A 20,106-nucleotide genomic window follows, 5' to 3' on the forward strand; every position below is an offset into this window, starting at 1 on the left:
TACAAGCTAACTCACACGTGGCTATCAATCGGGTTGACCCTCTGGCGTCGCGAAGTGTTTGATTTCCCCAGCGCTCTTGCACCCCCGTCTTGGGATTTGTTGTTGGGCGGGCGCTGTCAAAGCAGATTGAGTCAGCATCCAGGCACGTTGCAGTCGAATGCGGCATCTGGCGCCAGTACGCAAGTGCTGGTGTGCGTTGTTCGGGAAAGGTCGTATTGCCCATCACTACGCGGCATGGCTCCGAACCAAATTGTGGAATTGCGACAGCAGGAGCTGCACACGATGTTTGGCCGCTATGGCCTCGGATGTGCACTTGCCTCCAGGCAGAGTCTCCGTCGCCTCTTCAGTCAATTGCGTGAGTCTTGCCACAAGGCATTCGAAGGCGTGCAAGTCGTCACGAAACCGATCCGCGTACAGCAGCGTCAGCAAGAGCCGCTGCGCCCTCAACTGCGCTCGCATCTCGGTCTGCTCTTCCAGCATGGGCCCGGCCACCTTGACCAGCGCGTCATGCATGGCGGCTTCCAAGTCGCTTGGGTTCATGTCCATCGGTGTGCCTTTCCGGCTTTGGGTTGTGTCTGTGTTCATGCCCTCCAGTTTCTGGTCCAGCCGCGCTGGCCGTATTTCAAATTTCAAAGGGGATTTTCAAAATGACTGATGTCGTCGCAGCGGCGGAGGCGGCCGTGCGCGGGTATCCGGGCAGCACCAAGGTGGTGGCCCTGCTGATGGAGAAGAACCCATCCAGCCTGGCCAGCGAGATCCTGGAGGCGGGCGCCGCGAAGCTGGGCCTGCGCGATGCCGTGAAGATCTCCCAGGTCACCGGCAGCAAGGCCATCCTGAATGCCTTCGCCGAAGCGCTGGGCTGCACGGTCATCGCCATGAACCACCAGCTCAGTGGCGCTGACCCGATGTACCTGCTCAGCCAGCTCGGGGCCAGCTTCGCCCGGGTGCTGGAGGTCGAGGCGGCCGCCGCCTCCAAGGCCCGACCCAACTACAACGACCTGCAGGAGCTCGAGAAGCGCTGGCTGGCCCACGTGGCCATCGGGCAGGAGATCGTCACCTACCTGCGAGCGGCCCACGACCAGGGCAAGCCCGACTGCATGAAGGCGCCCCGGCTATGAGCGGAAAACTGGTCGGCATGGTGTTTGACCACTACCCGAACGGGGGCAGCGAGCTGCTGCTGGCGGTGAAGCTGGCAGACAACGCCGACGACCTCGGCCACAACATCTATCCCTCGGTGGCCACGCTTGCGCGGCAGACCCGCCAGTCGGTGCGCACCGTGCAAAATCAACTCCGGCGCATGCAGGACATGGGCTGGCTGCTGCTGGTGCGCCACAACGCGGGCGGGCGTGGCCTGGCCCGGGTCTACAACATCAACCCCGCCTTTGTGCGGGCCTATGACAGCCGCATCCCGCCGGCCGAGCGGGGCACCTGGGCACCCAATGAGCCGGGCACCGGAGCCGACCCGAACGTGCCCCAGGCCGCCCGACAAAAGGGTGCAAACCTTGCACCCTTTTCCGAAGGGGTAGAAATTGACGCAAAGGGTGCAACGCAGGATGCACCCTTTCATCCCAAAACCCGGGCCCACAGTGCCGGGGACCACCCAACGCAAAAGGGTGCAGATCCTGCACCCTTTGCCGAGACCGAAAGGGTGCAACCTGGAGCACAAAAGGGTGCAACAGCTGTTGCGCGAAAGGGTGCAACAGCTGCTGCACCCGAACCGTCATTAACCGTCATAGAACTAAATACCCCCCTCACCCCCCTCCCGGGGGAGAGCGAAATCGAGCAGGCTTTCCTGAACTTCATCGAGGCGTTTCCGCAGGCCCGCCGCCAACGATTGGCCGACACGCGCCAGGCCTTCGACGCGGTGGTGGGGCAGGGCGAGGCCACAGCCCAGCAGATCGCCGAGGCTGCAGCCCGCCAGGCCAAGGCCCAGGCCGGCGACTGGTTGCCGGGCAATGGGCGGTGCTTTGCCCCCACGCCGCTGCGCTGGCTGCGCGAGAAGCGCTGGCAGGACATGGCCCTGGCACCCCTGGCTCCGCCCATCACCCCGCGCCCCGAGGCGCCACCTGTGCGGGCCAGTGACCTGACCGCCGAGCAGCGTGCGGCCAACAAGGCCCGCGCTGCGGCGCTGGCCCAGGCTACCCGCGATGCCGTGAACCAGGCCCGGCTGGCCCGCCTGGGCGAACGGAGGGCCAACGCATGACCCGAACCTACATCCTCACCCAACTCCTGCGCCTGGGCCCGCTCACCCTGCGCGAGATCGTGACCATCACCGGCTGGCCCTCGAGCGCGGCAGGCTGGGCTCTGCGCAACACCCTGGCCTCCAACGCCGTCCAGGAACTGCGCCACCGCAGCGGCGTGCGCTACGTGGCCACGGCCGGCAGGCTCGATGGCCAGGCTGGCTGCCAGGTCGATCAGGTCGACCCGGTGGAGCAGGGCAGGGCCCCCACCCCCCGGGCCTGCGGGTCCTCCCGGCAAGGGGCCAACGCGGGTAATTCGCACCGCCCGCTCGGGCTGTTGCGTGAGTGTCCTAAGGGGGTTAAGTGAAGCTCATCCCCCTCCTGGACCAGCCCATCTCGCAAGCCGAGTTCGCCGAAATGGTGGGCCTGAGCGAAGCCCGCGTGAGCCAGCTCATGGCCGACAACGTCATGGTGCGCGGCGACACGGCCCACGCCTGGCTCATCGCCTACTGCGAACGCCTGCGCGACATGGCCGCAGGCCGGGCCTCCTCCGAGACCGGCGGCCTCGACCTGGTGCAAGAACGCGCGGCCCTGGCCCGCGAGCAGCGCATCGCACAGGCCTTGAAGAACGCCGTCGCCCGCGGCGAGTACGCCCCCGTGGGCCTGCTCGCCGATGTGCTCGGCATGGCCAGCAGCGCGGTGGTCGATCGCTTTGACCAGCTCGAAGGCACCTTGCAAAAGGCCTGCCCCGATCTGCCCGAAGAAGCCAAGGCCGCCGTGATGCAGGTCCTGGCCTCGGCCCGCAACGAGTGGATTCGCTCCACCGCCCGCCTGGTCACCGAGCAGGTGGATGCCATGGCCCAGGCCGACGCCGACGATGACACAGACACCGAAGGATTACCCTTTTGAACACGGCCACCGTCACCCTGCACAACGAAACCGCCCAGGCCATCGTGCGCTCGGTCCGCCTGGGCCTGGACAGCCTCCGAGCCGAAGTCCCCCAGCGCCTGAGCGAATGGGCCGCCGAGCACTTCAAGCTCGCCGGAGAAAGCTCCCACCAAAAGGGCGGCTGGGTTGGCTGGTCCTTCCAGACCGGCATCCTGGACTTCATGAGCGATGACCGCATCGAAGACCTGGCGGTGATGAAGTCCAAGCGCGTGGGCTACACCAAGATGATCACGGCCTTCGTCGCCTACAACATCGCCCACCGCAGGCGCAAACAGGCTCTCTGGCAGCCCACCGACGATGACCGCGACTCTTACGTTAAAAGCGAGATCGACCCCGTGCTCGATGCGGTGGAAGCCGTGCGCAAGGCCCGCAAGCAGGGCAAGGCCAACGAAGACACCATCAAGTTCAAACCCTTCCGCGACAGCGTGCTGCACCTGCTGGGCGGCAAAGCCAAGCGGGCCTACCGCCGCATCACGGTGGCCGTGGCCATCTTGGACGAGTGGAGCGCCTTCGACCAGTTGATCGAGAAGTCCGGCGACCCCGGCGGCCTGGCCAAGGGGCGCCTGGAGGGTGCGGCCTACCCGAAGTTCGTCGGCGGCTCTACCCCGGGGGTGAAGGGCTTGTGCCACGTTGAACGTGCCTGCGACAACTCCGAAGGCTACGTGCGCTTCCACATCGCGTGCCCCCACTGCGATGCTGAGCACCCGCTGATGTGGGGCGGTAAGGACCGCCCCCACGGCTTCAAATGGGACAAGGGCCGCCCGGAAACGGTTCGCCACATTTGCCCTCACTGCCGCGAGTCCATCACCCAGGCCGACTACCTGCCCGGCGGCCAGCCCATGGCCGGCACCTGGGTCTGCAGCAAGACTGCCAAACGCTACGGCCCCGACCGCATCTGGCGTGACAGCCAGGGCCAGCCCACCCGACCCCCCAAGACCCTGGGCGTGCAGGTCTGGGCCGCCTACAGCCCCCAGCGCAGCTGGGCCAGCATCGTCAAAGAGTTTGAAGAGGCCGTGTCGGCCCTGGAGAAGGGCGACCCCGGCCCCATGCAGCTCTTCGTCAACGAAACCCTCGGTGAAACCTGGGAGGTCAAGGGCGAGCGCAGCGATGAACACGCCCTGCAGGCCCGGGCCGAAGCCTTCCCGCTTTGCCAAGTGCCCGTGGGCGGCCTGGTGCTCACCGCTGGGGTGGACGTTCAGCGCAACCGCTGGGAGATCGCCGTCTGGGCCTGGGCAAGAGGTCTGGAGTCCTGGCCCGTGGACCACCACATCATCGAGGGCAACCCGGCCAGCGAAGAGGACTGGCAGCAGGTCACCACCTACCTGCAGCGCCGCTACCCCCAGGCGTACCACGCAGGGAGCCTGGGCCTCTCGGGCATCTCGATTGACTCCAGCGACCAGACCCAGGCCGTGTACAACTGGGTGCGCAAGAACCAGCACCAGCTCCCGTGCCTCAGGGCCGTGAAGGGCCGGGGCGAAGAGGGCGTGCCCGTGCTCGGCCCGGCCAGCATCCAGGACATCAACTGGAATGGCCAGAAATGGCCCCAGGGCGTGAAGCTGTGGAACGTGGGGGTCGACACCGCCAAGGACCTGCTGCTGGGCCAGCTCGCCATTCCCACCCCGGGCCCGGGCTATGTGCACTTCAGCCAGGACCTGCCGCGCGAATGGTTCGAGCAGCTCACGGCCGAGCAGCGCATCCTGGCCAAGCTCAACGGGCGCGACACCTACCGCTGGGTCAAGCGCCGCCCGCGCAACGAGGTGCTGGACTGCCGCAACTACGCCCTGCACTCGGCCATGAGCATCGGGCTGCACCACCACAGCGACCGCAAGTGGCAGCAAATCGAGGCCGCGGTGCAGCCGGTGAATGCCGATCTGTTCAGTGCTCCGCTGCCCGCCAGAACACCAGCCCCGGCCATTCCGGTGGCCCCGGTGCCCAGCTCGTCCCGCACTGAAGAACCCCAAGACCGCGGCTACGCCCGCCGTCGATCCTCGGCCCCCACCTTCACCCGTGCCTGGTAACGCTCAAGTCTCTCCGCTCCCACCCCTGAATCCCCGCCCATGAAAATCCACGCCCAAATCAACTTCCCCGACCCCGCCCGGCTGGTGGGCGAGCTGGCCAAGCAAACCCGCTTTGCCCTGAAGACCGCCCTGAACACCACGGCCATCCAGGTGCGCGATGGCCTGCGCTCTGAGATCCAGCGCACCTTCGACCGGCCCACGCCCTACACCCTGAACAGCCTCTTCATCCGGGGCGCCACCTCCCAGAACCTGGAGGCCACGGTCTGGCTCAAGGATGAAAGGGCCACGTCCAATGCTGGCACACCGGCCACCCGCTACATGCTGCCCCACATCGTGGGCGGGCAACGCACCCTCAAGCGCTTTGAACGGGCCCTGCAGATCACCGGCCAGATGCCCAAGGGCTGGTACGCGGTGCCCGGGGCCGGGGCCCGGCTCGATGCCTTCGGCAACATGAGCTCGGGCCAGATCATCCAGATCCTGAGCCAGTTGCGGGTCACCCTGACGGCGGGCTTCACCCGCAACATGTCCACCGACGCCCGCAGCAAGATCGCCGCCCAGCGCCGGGCCGGTGGCCGCTTCTTTGTGGTGATGCCGGGCGCCAAGGGCCTGCGCCCGGGCGTGTACCAGCGGGAGTTCATGGGGCGCCAGGTGACGCCGGTGCTGATCTATGTGACGGCGGCCAATTACCGCAAGCGCCTGGCGTTCGAGGCGGTGGGGCAACGCATTGCGGATGCCAACCTGCTGAACAACTACCGCCAGGCGTATGCGCAAGCGCTCGCCACGGCACGGTAAGCAGCACCGCCGGCCCTTCTTCCTTTGCCTTTTCTCCTGCCGAATCACTGCAGCAATGACCCCACCCAAGACCACGCCCGAGCCCATCACCGAACTTGACCTGGTGGATCGGATCTTTGCCTACCTTGAATCCGAACTGCCGGAAGCCTCCCGGGCCATGTGCAACATCGATCGCCTCAAAGCCGAAGTCCGGTCGGAGTTTGCTGGCATTGAGTGCTACATCCCGGCGCTGCCCCGTGTTGAGCGTGACAAACGGGCGCAGGACGTGCTGCGGCTGTTCAACGGGCGCAACGCCAGCGAAGTGGCTCGGCAACTCAACATTGGGCGAACGACGGTCTACCGAATTCTCAAACAGCCGGGGAACAGGTAGAGAGGTGGAGGTCGTGGTGGACCGGTAGTCATCGTTCAAATCTTGTTCCACCTTTCCTGGAAATGGAACAGCAGTCTGGATAAGTTGGCCGGGCAACTACCCGGACCCAACGTTTATCCCCTATGGCCTACACCCAAACCGACCTGGACAACATCGACACCGCCATCGCCACCGGCGAGCTGGAAGTGGAGATCCACGGCCCCAACGGCCTGCGCAAGGTGCGCTACCGCAGCATCGGCGAGCTGAAATCCGCCCGTGAGCACGTCGCCAGCCTCCTGACCCGGGCCAGCTCGCCCCGCAACCCCGGCGCCTGGCGTGTCGGCTTCTCCACTTCGCGGGAGTAACGCACCATGGCCAACCTCCTGGATCGCCTGATCGGCGTCTTCAACCCCCAGGCCGGCCTGCGCCGCCACCAGGCCCGTGAGCTGCTGCAGCGGGCCTACGAAGGGGCCAGCACCCGAGACGGCTGGCGACCCCGCCGGGCCGGTGCCAGCGCCGACACCGACCACCGGGCTGATGCCGCCACCCTGCGCGTGCGGGCCCGCTCTCTGGTCAAGAACACGCCCTACGTCGCGCGGGGCCTGGGCTCCATGGTCGCCAACGTCATCGGCACCGGCATCAACCCGCGCAGCCTGGGCAAAGACGCCAAGCGCATCACGGCCCTCTGGCAGGAATGGTCCAAGGTGGCCGATGCCGACGGCGTGCGCAACCTGGGCGGCCTGCAGGCAGCCGCCTACCGGGCCATGGAGCAAGACGGCGAAGTCCTGGTGCGCCTGCGGGCCCGCCGGCCCAGTGATGGCTTGCCGGTGCCCCTGCAGCTCCAGCTCTTGGAGATCGACTGGCTCGACAGCGCCAAGGTGGGCAGCCACGGTGCCAATACCATCATCAATGGCATCGAGTACGACCCTCTCGGCAGGCGGGTGGCGTATTGGCTGTTTGACCAGCACCCCGGTGAAGTCCTGGGCCCGCGCATGGCCAGGACCAGCAGCAGCCCCGTGCCGGCCGAGCGCATCATCCACCTCTTCAACCCCGAGCGGCCAGGGCAGGGCAGGGGCTTCACCCGCCTGGCTCCCGTCATCAGCCGGGTGCGCGACCTGCAGCTCTATGAAGACGCCGAGGCCCAGCGCAAGAACCTGGAGTCGCGCCTGTCCGTGATCGCCAGTGGCGACGTGAATTCCATGGGACCGCTGGGCCCCGAAGACCAGCGGACCCCAGACCAAAGATCCGAATCAGGCGACCTGGGCACCTTGAGCAGCGGCTCCATCATCCAGGTGCCCTCGGGCCTGAACATCACGACCGTCCAGCCCAATGCGGTGCCGGGCTATGTGGATTACGTGAAGCTGCAGCTGCACCTGATCGCCGCCGGCATGGGCATCACCTACGAGATGCTCACCGGGGATGTGCGAGAGGTGAACTTCAGCAGCGCCCGCGTGGCCATCCTGGAATACCGGCGCAATGCTGAGCAGCTGCAATGGCTCACGCTGATCCCGGGCTTGTGCGAACCGATCTGGCGGGCCTTCATTGACGCGGCGGTGCTGGCCAACATTCTGAGGAGCCCGGACTACGCCTGCGACTGGGCAACCCCGAAGTGGGACTACGTGAACCCGGTGCAGGACGTGGCGGCCGAGCTCGATGCGATCGCGGGTGGCCTGTGCACCATCAGCGAAAGCCTGCGCCGGCGGGGCATGGAGCCGGAGCTGTTCTTTACCGAGTACAAGACCGACTTTGAGCGGCTGCAGCGGGATGGGACGCTGGACTTTCTGATGATGTTGCAGAAGGGGCGGACGATGGCTGGGCAGGCCTCTGAAACTGGCGGGAGATAGAATCCAGATCTGTGGGGCCCCGCTCCACTATATTTCAGATTTTTAAAACAGTTGTTCAAGCTCTAAAAACAGGCTCTCCAGACCAGCCTCATTGTTCATAATCATCCACTCGAAAAGCATCGGCGTATGGATGGTCTTTCGGTAGGAGTGTCGTGCGCTGGATAGGTCATCGAATATTTTAGATAAAATTTGAGCGGCATTTAAATTTAAATCCAATCCTTTCTTTAATTCGGATGTTACTTGCTCCGGGGAAACAGACTCACATAGTGCCGTTAGTACGCCATGAATCGCGTTATCTTTTAGAACGTAGTTTTCCAGCATCTGCTCCTTTAGGAATCGGATTTGGCCGCCAGATTTACTCTCGATCTCTTTTTTAATATTTTCGGATCTCTTTTCTGAGTCCAGAAGCATTCCGACAGAGGGGGGGACCAGGCCTGAGGACTGGCTTAGACGAGTATAGATCTTGCATATTTCAACCACGTCTCCTCCTCTCCTATCAAAAGTTCCTGTGTGCTCAACTCTCAGTACTGCTGTGCTTGCTGCTATTTTTGGTAGTCTCTTCTTAATAAGCATGGGGATGACAATCTCTTCGGTCTGCCCTTCAACCCAAAGCACTCTGTCACGCGAATGTAAATCAGTCATGCGGATCCCCATTTCTGAGAGATCACCGCTAAGCGTACGTATCTGATCGTATCTTGCCTGCCGAACTTTGGTGCTGCCATCATTGAGATTTAACAAGGTAATTGTTGCAGGACGTACTGAGGTCAGGACATCGGGAGAGTGCGCGGAAATTACAAACTGGTGATCTGGGCCATACTCTTCTAGGATGGTGAACAATTCTCGTAATGCCCGAGGATGTAGAAATGCATTTGGTTCGTCAATTGCAATGACTTGCGGGTGCCTGGAGGTCAACAGCACATAGAGCATTGAGATTACGTTACCAAGGCCGGTGCCCATCGCGTCCAGTGGGCGTGCGAGATCCTGTCGACGACCTGATGGCGGCTCTGGAAGGCACTGAATAATGAATTCACTCCCTACAGGAATGCTCTGTACCCATTGCACTTCTGGGAATACTCGATTCACCAATTCGCACAGTAGCTTATGCCCTTGAGAGTCGCTGGTTTGAAGGTGGTTTATGCAGAAAGCAAGGTTTCCGCCGTCACTTTTAAGTAGAGAACTGGATGTGTCGAAGGTTCTCGCCGCAGGTCTGCGTTCTGCTCCAAATCTGTAGATTAGCTTTCGAAAGCTACTAAGCCACTCCCATGAAACGGCAAACGTGTTGCCCGATGTCATTATTTGGAAGGATTTTATTTCTTGTCCGGTTAATGCTGCTAAAGCTCCTGGTTGGTTTGCGATTAATTCCAGATTTATTGGTCTTTCAATTCTTGCGTAAATTTGTGATGATAGATTGTAATTTATTTGTATTTCGTCCTTGCATTCGTAGGCATTTGTTAATATGTCACGAATGTTTCCTACGTTGTTTGGGATCGGAAATTGAAAGGTCGCAGTGCCCAGTAGGCGGTGAAGTTCGGGTAGTGTTGTTATGATTGATGCGGAAACCTGTGGAGGTGATGTGTTAATGCCTCCGAATTCCGGAATGGTCTTGGTGGAGCGATGCCGATCGTCAAATCCAGCGGGTAATTCGAGAAGGCTGAGTACATTGGTTTTGCCGGAATTGTTTGATCCGACTAACAAATTGAAGCCTGCTTCGAGATTTACAATTTGACTATCTAGAAAGCTCTTGTAGTTGTGGATTTCAAGTGACTGGATTCGCATTTTATCTTGGATGATGTGTTGTGGTGAGATTTTTTTGCGGCTGGCTGTGCTTGGTTTTTTAATATGAAGAATGACCGCTGATATTTTATGTTAATTATTTTGGTCAGTGGAAAATCCGCCGAAGCGTGGAAAATCTCAGAGTAGAGTAAAGTTTTTTGATATGGATTGATGAGCTATTCCCTGGATCTCGATTCTGCCTGACGTGTGCGTAGATCTCAATTCGGTGCGTCGCCGTTGCTGCTGTAATGCCAGTAATGGCGCCCGGTACAAGTCGTCCCACTTTTCCTGGAAATGGAACAACTCGGACAGCACGATCAGTGCATGTCCGAGACCCCGACCCCTGAGATCCAGACCCGCCGCGAGGCCCTCCCACTCGCTGGCCGCCAGATGGAGCTGCGCGGCTTCCAGCGTTCCCAGGCGGACAGTTCCGCCCCTGAGTCTTCCCCTCTCGCCACCGCGCAAATCGTCTTCACCACCGGTGCGGGCGTGAAGTGCTTCGACTGGTACCGCGACCGGGCCTATGTCGAAGAACTGGTGGTGGAAGAGGGCGCCATCCGTCTGGACCGTTTGCGCCGCGGTGCGCCACTCCTGAACACCCACAGCCAGTGGAGCCTTGAGGCCCAGCTCGGCGTGGTCGAGAACCCCGTTATTCAAAACGGCCAAGGCACCTGCAGCGCCACCTTCTCGCGCCGCGAGTCGGTGGCTGGCTACGTGCAAGACGTGGCCGACGGAATCATCCGCAATGTGTCGGTGGGCTATGTGCGCCACCGCATCGAGATGGTGGCCCCCGCCAACGAGGGCGAGCTCTGGCGTTACCGCGTGGTCGATTGGGAGCCCTATGAGGTCTCCCTCGTCCCCATCCCTGCCGACATGGACAGCCAGATCCGCTCTGGCGCTGGTGCTGCTGGTGCGCCCTCGGCCCCTGGCGCCGATGGCGCCGCCCCCGCCGACCAGGCCTTCCAGCTTCGCACCTTCCCCTGCGAGTTCATCGAGACCCGCGCCCATTCCCTGCCCACGGTGGGCCTCTCCGCCGAAACCCAAACCCGAAAGGATTCCTCCATGCCTCAGAGCACTGAAGCCGGCGGCAGCACTGCCACGGCCCCCGTTTCTTCGTCTGCTTGGTCCGCAGCCCCTGAAGCTGGCACTTCGGCCCAGCGCAGCCATGCCGATGCTGCAACTCAAGCCGCCATTGCTGCCGCCTCTGCCGCTGCCGACATCACCGACCTCTGCGCCCGCCACGGCGTGGCCCACCTGGCCGCCGGCCTCATCCGCTCGGGCAACTCGGTCGAGCAGGCCCGCAGCTCGGTGCTCGATGAACTGGCCCGCCGCGATGCCGCCAGCGGTGGCCACCGCAATGTTCAGGGCGGGCAGGGCGGGCAGGTCCTGACCCTGCGCGATGAGATGCAAACCCGCATGGCCGGCATCGAGCAGGCCATCCTGCACCGTGTCGCCGCCCAGACCCAGCTTGACGACAACGGCCGCCAGTACCGGGGCATGAGCCTCTTGGAGCTGGGTCGCGACTTTCTCGAAGGCCATGGCGTCAGCACCCGCGGCATGGACCGCCTGACGCTTGCCACCCGCATGCTGCACTTCCGAGCTGGCGGCATGAACACCACCAGCGACTTTCCTTCGCTGTTTGCCAATGTGGCCAACAAGCGCCTGCGCAGCGCCTATGACGAGAACCCCGGCACCTATGCCTTGTGGGCCCGCCGGGCCCCGAACGCCCCGGACTTCAAGAACATCACGATCACCGCGCTGTCGGCCGCCCCTGACCTGCTGCGCACGAATGAACACGGCGAATTCAAGTACGGCTCGATGAAGGACGGCGCCGAGTCCTACCAGGTGCTGACCTATGGCCGCATCGTGTCCCTGTCGCGCCAGGCCATCATCAACGACGACCTGCGGGCCTTTGACCGCCTGGTGAGCGCCTTCGGCTTTGCCGCCCGCCGCCTTGAGAACCGCCTGGTCTATGCCCAGCTCACAGCGAACGCGGCACTCTCCGACGGCGCCACGCTCTTCCACGCGGACCACGGCAACCTGGGCACCGGAGCAGGTTCTGCCCTGCAGTTCACGGCCCTGTCGGCGGGCCGCACCGCCATGCGCCTGCAAAAGGGCCTGGCCGGTGAAGAGCTGGGCATCGCGCCGAGCTACCTCATCGTGCCCGCCAGCCTCGAGCAGACCGCCTACCAGCTCACCAGCAGCAACTATGTGCCGGCCCGCCAGGCCGATGTGAACGAGTTCCGAAGTGGCGGCCGCACCTCCCTGGAGCCCATCGTCGAGCCCTTGCTGGACGGCAACAGCACCACGGCCTGGTACTTGGCAGCCAGCAATGCCCAGGTCGACACGGTGGAGTACTGCTACCTGGACGGCGCCGAAGGCCCGGTGATCGAGACCGAGGTGGGCTTTGAGAGCGACGGCGTTTCCTACAAGTGCCGCGAAGACTTCGCCGCCAAGGCCGTTGAGCACCGCGGCCTCTACAAGGCAGCCGGCGGTTAAGCCGCCCTCACTGCCTCCCCCACCACCCAAGCCAAGCACCCAGTTAACCCTCTATCCCTTCAGGAGCCCCTCCAATGAAAAACTTCATCCAGTCCGGCGACACCGTGCCCCTGCCGGCCCCCTATGCCGTCAACGGCGGCGACGGCCTGCAGGTCGGCGCACTGTTTGGCGTGGCCACCAGTGCAGCCGCAGCCGGCGCCTCGGTCGAGACCAACCTGATTGGCGTCTACGACCTCAATGCCCTGAGCGCCGATGTGGGCGCGGCCGGCACCAAGGCGTACTGGGACAACGCCAACCGCCGCGTCACGGTGACCGCTGCAGGCAACGCCCTGATCGGTGCGCTGCTGTCGCCCAAGGCGGCCAACGAGACCACGGCCCGCGTGCGCCTCTCCGGCGTCGCCGTCTGAGCACCCGCGTAACCCCACCAGATCTGACCAGGTGACCCGAGCCATGCCCAAGCCCTTCGCCCTCCTGGAGGCCCGCACTGCAGCCGCCGCTTTCCGCCGGCTGTCGAACTGTGCCGCCTTCATCGAGAACGTGAACGAGCCCGACAACGGAGACGTAAGGGTGGACGCCATCTTTGCCAACGGCTACGCCGCGGGCCAAGTAGGCGCCCTGGGCATGGCCTCGTCACAACCGGCACTCGCCCTGCCCACGGTCCAGGTCCCAGCCAATCCGGTGGGCCTGCGCGTGACGGTGGATGGCCAGGCCTACCTCATTGCCGATGCCCGCAACGACGGCACCGGAGAAACCCACCTGCTGCTGGAGCTGGCATGAACACCGCGCCCACCCTCACCACCGCAACGATGTCCACCATCTTCCTGCAGGCCGTGCAAGCCATGGTCGCCACCCTGCAGGCCGCCCCTGCAGTCGCCCCCAAGGTGTACCGCACCCGGCTGCGCCCCTTGAGCCAGCAAGACAGCACCGCCGTGGTGGTGCGCCTGGCGGGCTCTGACCCCGACACCTCGGTCGGGCAGGGCGCGGTCCTGGTCTGGGGCACGGCCGTCTCGGTCGAGTGCTACGCCCGCGGCAACACCCTGGCCCCGGCCGACGAGGCCGTGGACGACCTGCTGGCCCGGGTCTACACCCGGCTGCAGCAGGACCCGAGCCTGGGCGGTGTGGCCGGAGGCGTCACGCCCCACAGCCTGAGCGTGGACTACGACGTGGACGGCGATCAGACCGCCTGCGCCACCGTGACCCTGCTGGTGCGCCATGCCAGTGCGCCGGCCTCGGTCCAGCCCTTCTAACCCCTCACCAACCATCCATTCAAAGGAGCCCCACCATGGGACAAGCCATCTTCTGGAGCAACGTCGGCATCGACGTGCAAACCGGCCTGGGTGCCGCCATCACCCTGGTCAGCATCAGCAAGGCCGCCACAGGCGTGGCCAAGTACTCGGGCGCCGTTGACCCGAACGTGGGCGACATCATCTTGATGGCCGCCCAGGGCATGTACCAGGTCGACAAGCGCCTGTTCCGCATCGCCAACGTGAACCCCGCGGCCAAGACCTTCGAGCTGGAAAACGAAGACACCAGCACCTACGACAGCCTGGTGGCGGGCAGCTTCCAGGTGGTCACCTTTGGCGCGAGCTTTGCCACGGTGCAAGGTGTGAACGTCTCGGGCGGCGACCCGGAGTTTGCCGACGTCACCACCATCCACGACAACGTGCGCAAGCGCGTGCCCACCATCGTGAGCCCGCTGTCGTTTGGCATGGACAACATCTTCGATCTGTCCGATCCGGGCTTTGTGGAGTGCAACAAGGCCTACAAGGCCAAGAGCATGCGTGCCGTGCGCCTGCGCTTTGGCACGGGCGCCAAGATGCTTTTGCTGGGCTATGTGGCCGCCGCTGGTGTGCCCACCGGCCAGGCCCAGGGCGTGGTGCAGACCAAGGTCTCGATCGAGGCCCAGAACATGCCCACCGTCTACCCGAACTGATCGTCAGGTCGATCTCTGTCACCCACGCGCAGGGTCTACCCCTGCGCTCCCATCCTCCCCCTCATCGCTTCTTCACCATGAACCCGACCGCCATTGCCTCCGCTGCTGCCACTGTTGCTTCTTCCGCCATCCCCTTCACCTTCGACCTGCCGGCCACCTTCTGGATCGACGTCACCCTGACCACGCCGGGCGCCCAGCCTGACCAGGTGCTGCCCCTGGAATTCAAGTACCGCACCCGCAAAGAGATGGAGGCCCTGCCCACCGACATCGAGGGCAAGTCCGATGCGGAGATCCTGGGCATGCTCATCAACGACTGGAAAGCCCCGGGCCGGCCCTTCACGCCTGAGAACGTGCAGCTCCTGATTAGCCGCTTCCACCGGGCCCCGCGCGAGATCTTCGATGCCTACCGCGACGCCCACTGGAACAGCAAGGCCCGCGCAAAAAACTAAAGGACTGCGCCCGCGTCCTGGTGCGCGGAGCGCAGCCCCCCGATGAAGCCGCTGCCAGCCGCCTGGGCTTTGGCAAGCACCTCGCCCTTCTCCAGCAACTCACCGAGCCCCCGTCCCTGAATGTCTTCCCTGACAACCAGATCCCCCTGGCCATCTTCCGGCGCATGCAGTTTGCGTGGCGGGCGCTCATGGGCCCGGACGGGGCGCTGCACTTCCTGGGCATGGACTGGTCCACGCTGCACCGCTACGAGCTGGCCTATGGCCTCGATGATGCCCAGCGCATCGACCTCTTCCAGTGTTTGGAAATGCTCGAAGCGGCCTGGCTGCAAGAAATGCACGCCTACCAGGCCGAGCAGCGCAAAGCCCGCGGCACGTAAGAACGGGGTGGGTGCATGACCAACCCCAACACCACCATTGTCCTGACGGCGGACGACCAGACCGCAGGCGCCTTGCAGGCCTTCACGGCCAACATGCGGGCCGCCCAGTCCCAGGCGAACAGCTTTGGCCAAGGCTTGGGCCAGGCCACGGCCCCCATGCAGCAGCTCGGGGCCTCGGCCGCGCAGACGGCCGCCGCCATGCGCATGGTGCCGGCCCAGGTCACCGACATCGTGGTCAGCCTGCAGGCGGGGCAAAAGCCCTTGACCGTCTTGATGCAGCAGGGTGGCCAGCTCAAGGACATGTTCGGCGGTGTGGGCAACGCCACCAAGGCGCTCGGCACCTACATCGGCGGCCTCCTCACGCCCACCAACCTGGCCGTTGCAGCGGTGGCGGGCCTGGGCTTGGCCTACTACCAGGGCAGCCAGGAAGCCTCCGCGTTTCAAAAGGCCATCACCCTGTCGGGCAACGCAGCCGGGGTGACTGCTGGCCAGATGCAGGACATGGCCCGCGGTCTGGCGGTCATGCAGGGCACCCAGTCCGCCGCCTCGGCTGCCCTGATCGAAATGGCCAGCACCGGCAGGGTGGCCGGCGAAAGCCTGCAAACCTACACCCGGTCGGCCCTGGACATGGAGCGGGCCGTGGGCACCTCGGTCGCCGAGACCGCCAAGGCCTTTGGGCAGCTCGGTGAGGCCCCGCTGCAGGCCTCGCTCAAGCTCAATGAGAGCACCAACTACCTGACGGTTGCGCTGTACAAGCAGATCAAGGCCTTGGAAGACCAGGGCAGGGCGACTGAGGCAGCCAAGGTGGCTCAGGATGCGTTCTCGGCCATGACCGAGCAACGTGCCCAGTCCATTCTGCAAAACCTGGGCTACATCGAGCGCGGCTGGCTGGGCATCAAAGACGCCATCAAGTGGGCTGGTGACGCCATGATGGGTTTGGGCCGCCAGCCCACCAGCTCGGACCAGATCGCCACCTTGCAGGCCAACATTGCATCCCGCCAGGAGCGCAACCGCAGCCTCGGGATTGCCGACGGCAAAGAAACCCAGCAACTGCAGGCCCAGCTCGCGGCCCTGCAGGCGACCGTCGCCGGCCAAGAGGCCAATGCGCGGGCCATTGCAGAAGGCAATGAGCGCTTGAAGGCCCGGGCGGCCTTCGACACCGAACAGGCCAAGTTCTTGAGCAACGAGCTCAAGATGCGCCAAGAGATCGCCAAGGTGCAGGCCCAGTACCAGGCGGCCGATGGCGAGATCAGCGCCAAAGAACGCGATGCCCTGATCCAGAACATCCGGGACAAGTACAAAGAAAAGACCCCCAGCACGGCCGCCGGCGCCGGCGAGAACGAAGTCGCCCGCATCCGGGCCCTGATCAAGGAAGAAGAAACCCTCACAGCCCGCATCAAAGAACGCGGCCTTGAGGGCGCCAAGCTCTCCGACAGCGAGAAGCTCATCGCCCGCATCCAGGAAGACCTCAAGACCAGCATCAGCGGTGTGGCCCGGGCCAACAAAGAAGCGGCCCTGGTCGAGGCCCAGCGCTACGTCCAGGTGCAGGCCAGCCGCACCGAACAAGAAAAACAGGCCCGGGCCGTCGCCGATTCGCAAAAGGCCTACGACGCCCTGGTGGCTGACACCAAAAAAGCCACCGCCTCGATCGGCCAGCAGGCCAGCGAGCTGGAAGCCGCCAATGCGGTCTGGGGCAAGGGTAAGACCGCGATCGAGGCATTCCGCCTCGAGCAGATGAAGCTCAAGCTCCAGCAGGCCGACAGCAGCGATCGCTTCCGACCCGACTACGTGGCGGAACTGCGGGCTGAGGTGGCCGAGCAGGAACGTTTGGTAACTGCCAGCCGCGTCAAGGACTACAAGATCCTGGCCCAGTCTCAGGAGGAATACACCCGCAAGGTCGAAGAAGAGGCCCTGCTGTACACCGACGAGGTAGGCCTGCTGGGCCAGACCACCCGCGAGCGCGAGAAGATCGTGGCGGTGCGCAAGGTTGAGCTCGAGCTCGCCAAGCAGCTCGCCGCCATTGATCGCTCGGGTGCCTCGGATGAGGACAAGGCCCGTGCGGTTGACCAGGCCCAGGCCGCAGCGGCGATTGCGCGTTCCACGGCCCTGGCCAAGGCTGAGCTCAATACGCTCACCGACATCATCAATTCGGTGGACCACACGGCGCAGTCCGTCTGGACCAATGTGTTCCAGGGCGGTCAGTCGGCTTTTGAAAAAATCGGCGCCACCATCAAGGCCAGTGTGCTGGACATGCTGTACCAGCTCACCATCCGGCGCTGGGTGGTCAGCATCACGGCCAATGTGTTGGGTGGTCTGGGAGGCATTGGCGGTGGCTCCGGTGGCCTCTTGAACCTGGCCGGCTCGGCCTCGAACCTGTATGGCGGGGCCAGCTTGCTGGGCAGTGGTGTCGGGGCACTCTTCGGCACCACGGCCGGTAATGCAGCCATGGGTGTCTCTATGGGCTTGGGCGCCGGGTCTTCATCGGCGGCGGCCGTGGCCGCGGCCCAAGCTGGCGGCATGGGTGCAGGCGCTGCTGGGGCGGCAGGCCTCGGGGCCTCCATCGGCTCGGCCATTCCCTACGTGGGCGCAGCCTTGGCGGCCTATTCGCTGCTCTCCAGCCTCAATGGCGGAGAAACCCGCTCGGGCGGCCAGTACGGCGTGGCCTACAACGGCGAAGTTAAAAACAACCGCCGCGATGAGGTCTACACCTACGAGGGCCAGCAGTACAACCGCGATAACAGCCTGCGCCCCGATGGCACGCGCAAGTCGGTCACCAACGGCCAGGCCTACCTGCTCGAAGCCGACGGCATGGGCGACCGCGAGGACGCCACGCGCAAAGCGGTGTCCAGCACGGCCGAGAGCATCAACGCCATGCTCAAGGGCCTGGGCAGCAAGGCCTATCTCACTGACTACCACGCCGGTTTGGAGACCTCCGGCAATGGCCGGGGCGGCGTGTTTGCCGGGGGCTCGCTCAGCAATGGCTTCAAGTTCGGCGAATCCGGCAAGGGCAGCAACTACTCGGGCACCCTGTACGAGACCAGCAGCACGCGCAGCCCGGACATGGCCACAGCGGTTGCCAACTTCACGCTGGACCTCAAACAGTCCACCATCCAGGCCCTGCAGGCCGCGCAAGACATCCCGCAATCGGTGGCAGCCAAGCTCAAGGACATCGATGCCGAGAAACTCAGCGACGACGAAGCCACCCAGCTCATCACTGAGATCAACAGCCAGATCGCGTCCGTCGAGGCCCTGCGCACCCTGGCCGGGGCTCTGCCGCTCAAGTCGCTCAAGGACCTCTCGTTTGACGCGGCCGATGGCCTCATTACGCTTGCCGGCGGCATCGAGGCCCTGAACCAGAAGATCAGCAGCTACTACGAGAACTTCTATACCCAGGACGAGCGCAACGCCCAGACCCTGGGCAATGTGAGCGCGGCCCTGCAAAGCGTGGGCCTGTCCACCCCCAAGACCCGCGAAGCCTTCCGCGCCCTGGTCGAAGCGCAAGATCTGAGCACCGAGTCCGGGCGCAAGGCCTACGCCACGCTCATGAACGTGGCCGACGCCTTTGCCAGTGTGACCCCGAGCGCCGAAGAGGCCGCCAAGGCCACGCAGGCCAAGGCCGATGCGGACAAAGCCCAGGCCGAAGCCGAAGCGGACGCCAAAAAGAAGGCCCTGCAGGCGGCCACGGACGCGGCTTATGCCTCCCTGGAGCGCGCCGTCGCTGCCGAGAAAACCCGCCTCCAAGCCGCCAAGCAGGTGGCCCAGGAGTCGGTCAACACCCTGGGCTCGCTGTTCAACACCTTGAAGGGCCACGTCACCGAGCTGTACAACACGGTGGAGGCCACCCAGGCGCAAAGCGCCCGCGCGGGCCTGCAGTTCATCGACCAGGCGCTCGGGACGGCCCGCAGCACGGGCTATCTGCCCGACGCCACCAGCCTGAGCGACGCCATCACGGCGGCACGGTCTGGCCTGGACTCCAGCCAGTTCGGCTCGGCGTTTGAGCAGCAGCGGGCCCAGCTCACGCTGGCGGGCAAGCTCTCCGAGCTCAAGGACCTGACCGGTGTGCAGAAGTCAGTTGCCGAGCAGCAGCTCGCCACGGCTGAGGACCAGCTCGCGAGCCTGGACAAGATTCTGTCGAACGCCAAGGACCAGGTCGACACGCTGCGCGGCATCGACACCAGCGTGCTCAGCGTGGGCCAGGCGCTGGAGAAGATCGCGAGTGCCTTGCTCGGCGAGCAGGAGGGCAGCGCCTCGGCCACGAAGCCCGGGGTGCAGGTCACGAACCCTGGGGCGCAGTTCACGGTCGGGGGAGGGGGCTCCGGTGGCGGTTCAGGCGGTGCCTCCTCGGGCACCTCGTCCGGTGGCTTCACGGTCGGCGGCGGTGGCAATGGAGGCAATGGAACCACCCCCACCACCAAGTACACCCGCGAGGTGAACCTGGGTGCCGGGGCCTTCGCGATGGGCGTCACCGACCCCGCAGAGATTGCCCGCCTGGACAGCCTCGCCACCCTGGCGCAGCAGTTCACCGGTACGGGCAATGTGAAGGGCCTGCTTGAGGCGACCCAGGCCAGCGGTGCCACCTTGAGCGACCTGGCCACGGTCGCGGGCTTCCGCTACGAAGACCTGCTCAAAGCCGCGGAGTCGGTGGGCGTGCCTCGCTTTGCGGTGGGCACCAACTACGTGCCCCAGGACATGCTGGCCTTGATCCACGAGGGTGAGGCCGTGGTGCCCAAAGCCTACAACCCGGCCGCCCAGGGTCTGCCCCAGTCCAGCAGCGGCACCGCCGAACTGCTCACCCGCCTGATCGCCGAAGTCCAAGCCCTGCGGGCCCAGACCGCCCAGCTCGAAGCCCAGGCCCGGCGCACTGCCGACGCCACCAACGGCAACCCTGAGGGCGGGGCCGTGCCCATGGCCTTGGTAGAGGACCACACCCAATGAAGGCGGTTC

Annotated in this window: 19 protein-coding genes; 17 read left to right on the plus strand and 2 right to left on the minus strand. The window is 64.3% G+C overall.

From position 1 onward, the window contains the following. Positions 1–225 precede the first annotated feature (225 nt). Complete coding sequence (locus AC3WUT_RS07590) at positions 226–585, minus strand: hypothetical protein (RefSeq protein WP_492346464.1); 360 nt, start codon at positions 583–585, stop codon at positions 226–228. A gap of 62 nt (positions 586–647) precedes the next feature. Here AC3WUT_RS07590 and AC3WUT_RS07595 point away from each other — a divergent pair, with 62 nt between their 5' ends. The 9 genes from AC3WUT_RS07595 to AC3WUT_RS07635 all read left to right on the plus strand — a co-directional run bounded on the left by AC3WUT_RS07595 (position 648) and on the right by AC3WUT_RS07635 (position 8,131). Next, the gene (locus AC3WUT_RS07595; RefSeq protein ID WP_492346465.1) at positions 648–1,118 is read left to right on the plus strand and encodes a phage regulatory CII family protein; all 471 of its coding nucleotides are present in this window, start codon (positions 648–650) and stop codon (positions 1,116–1,118) included. Further along, a complete protein-coding gene (locus AC3WUT_RS07600) occupies positions 1,115–2,203 on the plus strand; it encodes a helix-turn-helix domain-containing protein (RefSeq protein ID WP_492346466.1) in 1,089 nt (362 codons plus the stop codon). Before AC3WUT_RS07595 ends, AC3WUT_RS07600 begins: the two co-directional genes overlap by 4 nt. Further along, entirely contained in the window at positions 2,200–2,547 is a 348-nt protein-coding gene (locus AC3WUT_RS07605) for a hypothetical protein (protein ID WP_492346467.1), read from the plus strand. Before AC3WUT_RS07600 ends, AC3WUT_RS07605 begins: the two co-directional genes overlap by 4 nt. Further along, positions 2,544–3,089: a hypothetical protein gene (locus tag AC3WUT_RS07610; RefSeq protein WP_492346468.1), complete on the plus strand. Its 546-nt coding sequence runs from the start codon at positions 2,544–2,546 to the stop codon at positions 3,087–3,089. Before AC3WUT_RS07605 ends, AC3WUT_RS07610 begins: the two co-directional genes overlap by 4 nt. Further along, positions 3,086–5,146 carry a phage terminase large subunit family protein gene (locus AC3WUT_RS07615; protein ID WP_492346469.1) on the plus strand — a complete coding sequence of 687 codons (2,061 nt, stop codon included), beginning with the start codon at positions 3,086–3,088 and terminating at the stop codon, positions 5,144–5,146. Before AC3WUT_RS07610 ends, AC3WUT_RS07615 begins: the two co-directional genes overlap by 4 nt. 39 nt (positions 5,147–5,185) lie before the next feature. Next, positions 5,186–5,938 (plus strand): hypothetical protein, encoded by a 753-nt coding sequence (locus AC3WUT_RS07620; protein ID WP_492346470.1) that lies wholly within the window; start codon positions 5,186–5,188, stop codon positions 5,936–5,938. A 55-nt stretch (positions 5,939–5,993) separates the two neighbouring features. Then, positions 5,994–6,308 (plus strand): Mor transcription activator family protein, encoded by a 315-nt coding sequence (locus AC3WUT_RS07625; RefSeq protein WP_492346471.1) that lies wholly within the window; start codon positions 5,994–5,996, stop codon positions 6,306–6,308. 122 nt (positions 6,309–6,430) lie between these two features. After that, positions 6,431–6,652: a phage head-tail joining protein gene (locus AC3WUT_RS07630; RefSeq protein ID WP_492346472.1), complete on the plus strand. Its 222-nt coding sequence runs from the start codon at positions 6,431–6,433 to the stop codon at positions 6,650–6,652. Between the two features lie 6 nt (positions 6,653–6,658). After that, entirely contained in the window at positions 6,659–8,131 is a 1,473-nt protein-coding gene (locus AC3WUT_RS07635) for a phage portal protein (RefSeq protein WP_492346473.1), read from the plus strand. Between the two features lie 42 nt (positions 8,132–8,173). Here AC3WUT_RS07635 and AC3WUT_RS07640 read toward each other — a convergent pair whose 3' ends face one another. Further along, positions 8,174–9,907: an AAA family ATPase gene (locus tag AC3WUT_RS07640; protein WP_492346474.1), complete on the minus strand. Its 1,734-nt coding sequence runs from the start codon at positions 9,905–9,907 to the stop codon at positions 8,174–8,176. Positions 9,908–10,228: 321 nt separating this feature from the next. Here AC3WUT_RS07640 and AC3WUT_RS07645 point away from each other — a divergent pair, with 321 nt between their 5' ends. The 8 genes from AC3WUT_RS07645 to AC3WUT_RS07680 all read left to right on the plus strand — a co-directional run bounded on the left by AC3WUT_RS07645 (position 10,229) and on the right by AC3WUT_RS07680 (position 20,097). Continuing rightward, positions 10,229–12,403, plus strand: coding sequence for a prohead protease/major capsid protein fusion protein (locus AC3WUT_RS07645; protein ID WP_492346475.1), 2,175 nt, complete (start codon positions 10,229–10,231; stop codon positions 12,401–12,403). Between the two features lie 74 nt (positions 12,404–12,477). After that, entirely contained in the window at positions 12,478–12,810 is a 333-nt protein-coding gene (locus tag AC3WUT_RS07650; protein ID WP_019578332.1) for a DUF2190 family protein, read from the plus strand. Positions 12,811–12,853: 43 nt separating this feature from the next. Further along, positions 12,854–13,180: a head-tail joining protein gene (locus tag AC3WUT_RS07655; RefSeq protein ID WP_492346476.1), complete on the plus strand. Its 327-nt coding sequence runs from the start codon at positions 12,854–12,856 to the stop codon at positions 13,178–13,180. Beyond that, positions 13,177–13,650, plus strand: coding sequence for a hypothetical protein (locus tag AC3WUT_RS07660; RefSeq protein ID WP_492346477.1), 474 nt, complete (start codon positions 13,177–13,179; stop codon positions 13,648–13,650). Before AC3WUT_RS07655 ends, AC3WUT_RS07660 begins: the two co-directional genes overlap by 4 nt. Positions 13,651–13,685: 35 nt before the next feature. Then, positions 13,686–14,336 (plus strand): phage tail tube protein, encoded by a 651-nt coding sequence (locus tag AC3WUT_RS07665; protein WP_492346478.1) that lies wholly within the window; start codon positions 13,686–13,688, stop codon positions 14,334–14,336. Between the two features lie 77 nt (positions 14,337–14,413). Further along, the gene (locus AC3WUT_RS07670) at positions 14,414–14,785 is read left to right on the plus strand and encodes a phage tail assembly chaperone (protein ID WP_492346479.1); all 372 of its coding nucleotides are present in this window, start codon (positions 14,414–14,416) and stop codon (positions 14,783–14,785) included. Between the two features lie 20 nt (positions 14,786–14,805). Further along, entirely contained in the window at positions 14,806–15,162 is a 357-nt protein-coding gene (locus AC3WUT_RS07675) for a DUF1799 domain-containing protein (RefSeq protein ID WP_492346480.1), read from the plus strand. A gap of 15 nt (positions 15,163–15,177) precedes the next feature. Beyond that, the gene (locus tag AC3WUT_RS07680) at positions 15,178–20,097 is read left to right on the plus strand and encodes a phage tail length tape measure family protein (protein WP_492346481.1); all 4,920 of its coding nucleotides are present in this window, start codon (positions 15,178–15,180) and stop codon (positions 20,095–20,097) included. Positions 20,098–20,106: the final 9 nt, after the last annotated feature.

The organism is Curvibacter sp. EU05-FHT14A10 (genome assembly GCF_058791075.1).

Bases quoted from the DNA above. Each gene is read 5' to 3' on its own strand.
- AC3WUT_RS07590 (WP_492346464.1), bottom strand. From the start codon at position 585: ATGAACACAGACACAACCCAAAGCCGGAAAGGCACACCGATGGACATG.
- AC3WUT_RS07595 (WP_492346465.1), top strand. From the start codon at position 648: ATGACTGATGTCGTCGCAGCGGCGGAGGCGGCCGTGCGCGGGTATCCG.
- AC3WUT_RS07600 (WP_492346466.1), top strand. From the start codon at position 1,115: ATGAGCGGAAAACTGGTCGGCATGGTGTTTGACCACTACCCGAACGGG.
- AC3WUT_RS07605 (WP_492346467.1), top strand. From the start codon at position 2,200: ATGACCCGAACCTACATCCTCACCCAACTCCTGCGCCTGGGCCCGCTC.
- AC3WUT_RS07620 (WP_492346470.1), top strand. From the start codon at position 5,186: ATGAAAATCCACGCCCAAATCAACTTCCCCGACCCCGCCCGGCTGGTG.
- AC3WUT_RS07625 (WP_492346471.1), top strand. From the start codon at position 5,994: ATGACCCCACCCAAGACCACGCCCGAGCCCATCACCGAACTTGACCTG.
- AC3WUT_RS07630 (WP_492346472.1), top strand. From the start codon at position 6,431: ATGGCCTACACCCAAACCGACCTGGACAACATCGACACCGCCATCGCC.
- AC3WUT_RS07635 (WP_492346473.1), top strand. From the start codon at position 6,659: ATGGCCAACCTCCTGGATCGCCTGATCGGCGTCTTCAACCCCCAGGCC.
- AC3WUT_RS07640 (WP_492346474.1), bottom strand. From the start codon at position 9,907: ATGCGAATCCAGTCACTTGAAATCCACAACTACAAGAGCTTTCTAGAT.
- AC3WUT_RS07645 (WP_492346475.1), top strand. From the start codon at position 10,229: ATGTCCGAGACCCCGACCCCTGAGATCCAGACCCGCCGCGAGGCCCTC.
- AC3WUT_RS07650 (WP_019578332.1), top strand. From the start codon at position 12,478: ATGAAAAACTTCATCCAGTCCGGCGACACCGTGCCCCTGCCGGCCCCC.
- AC3WUT_RS07655 (WP_492346476.1), top strand. From the start codon at position 12,854: ATGCCCAAGCCCTTCGCCCTCCTGGAGGCCCGCACTGCAGCCGCCGCT.
- AC3WUT_RS07660 (WP_492346477.1), top strand. From the start codon at position 13,177: ATGAACACCGCGCCCACCCTCACCACCGCAACGATGTCCACCATCTTC.
- AC3WUT_RS07665 (WP_492346478.1), top strand. From the start codon at position 13,686: ATGGGACAAGCCATCTTCTGGAGCAACGTCGGCATCGACGTGCAAACC.
- AC3WUT_RS07670 (WP_492346479.1), top strand. From the start codon at position 14,414: ATGAACCCGACCGCCATTGCCTCCGCTGCTGCCACTGTTGCTTCTTCC.
- AC3WUT_RS07680 (WP_492346481.1), top strand. From the start codon at position 15,178: ATGACCAACCCCAACACCACCATTGTCCTGACGGCGGACGACCAGACC.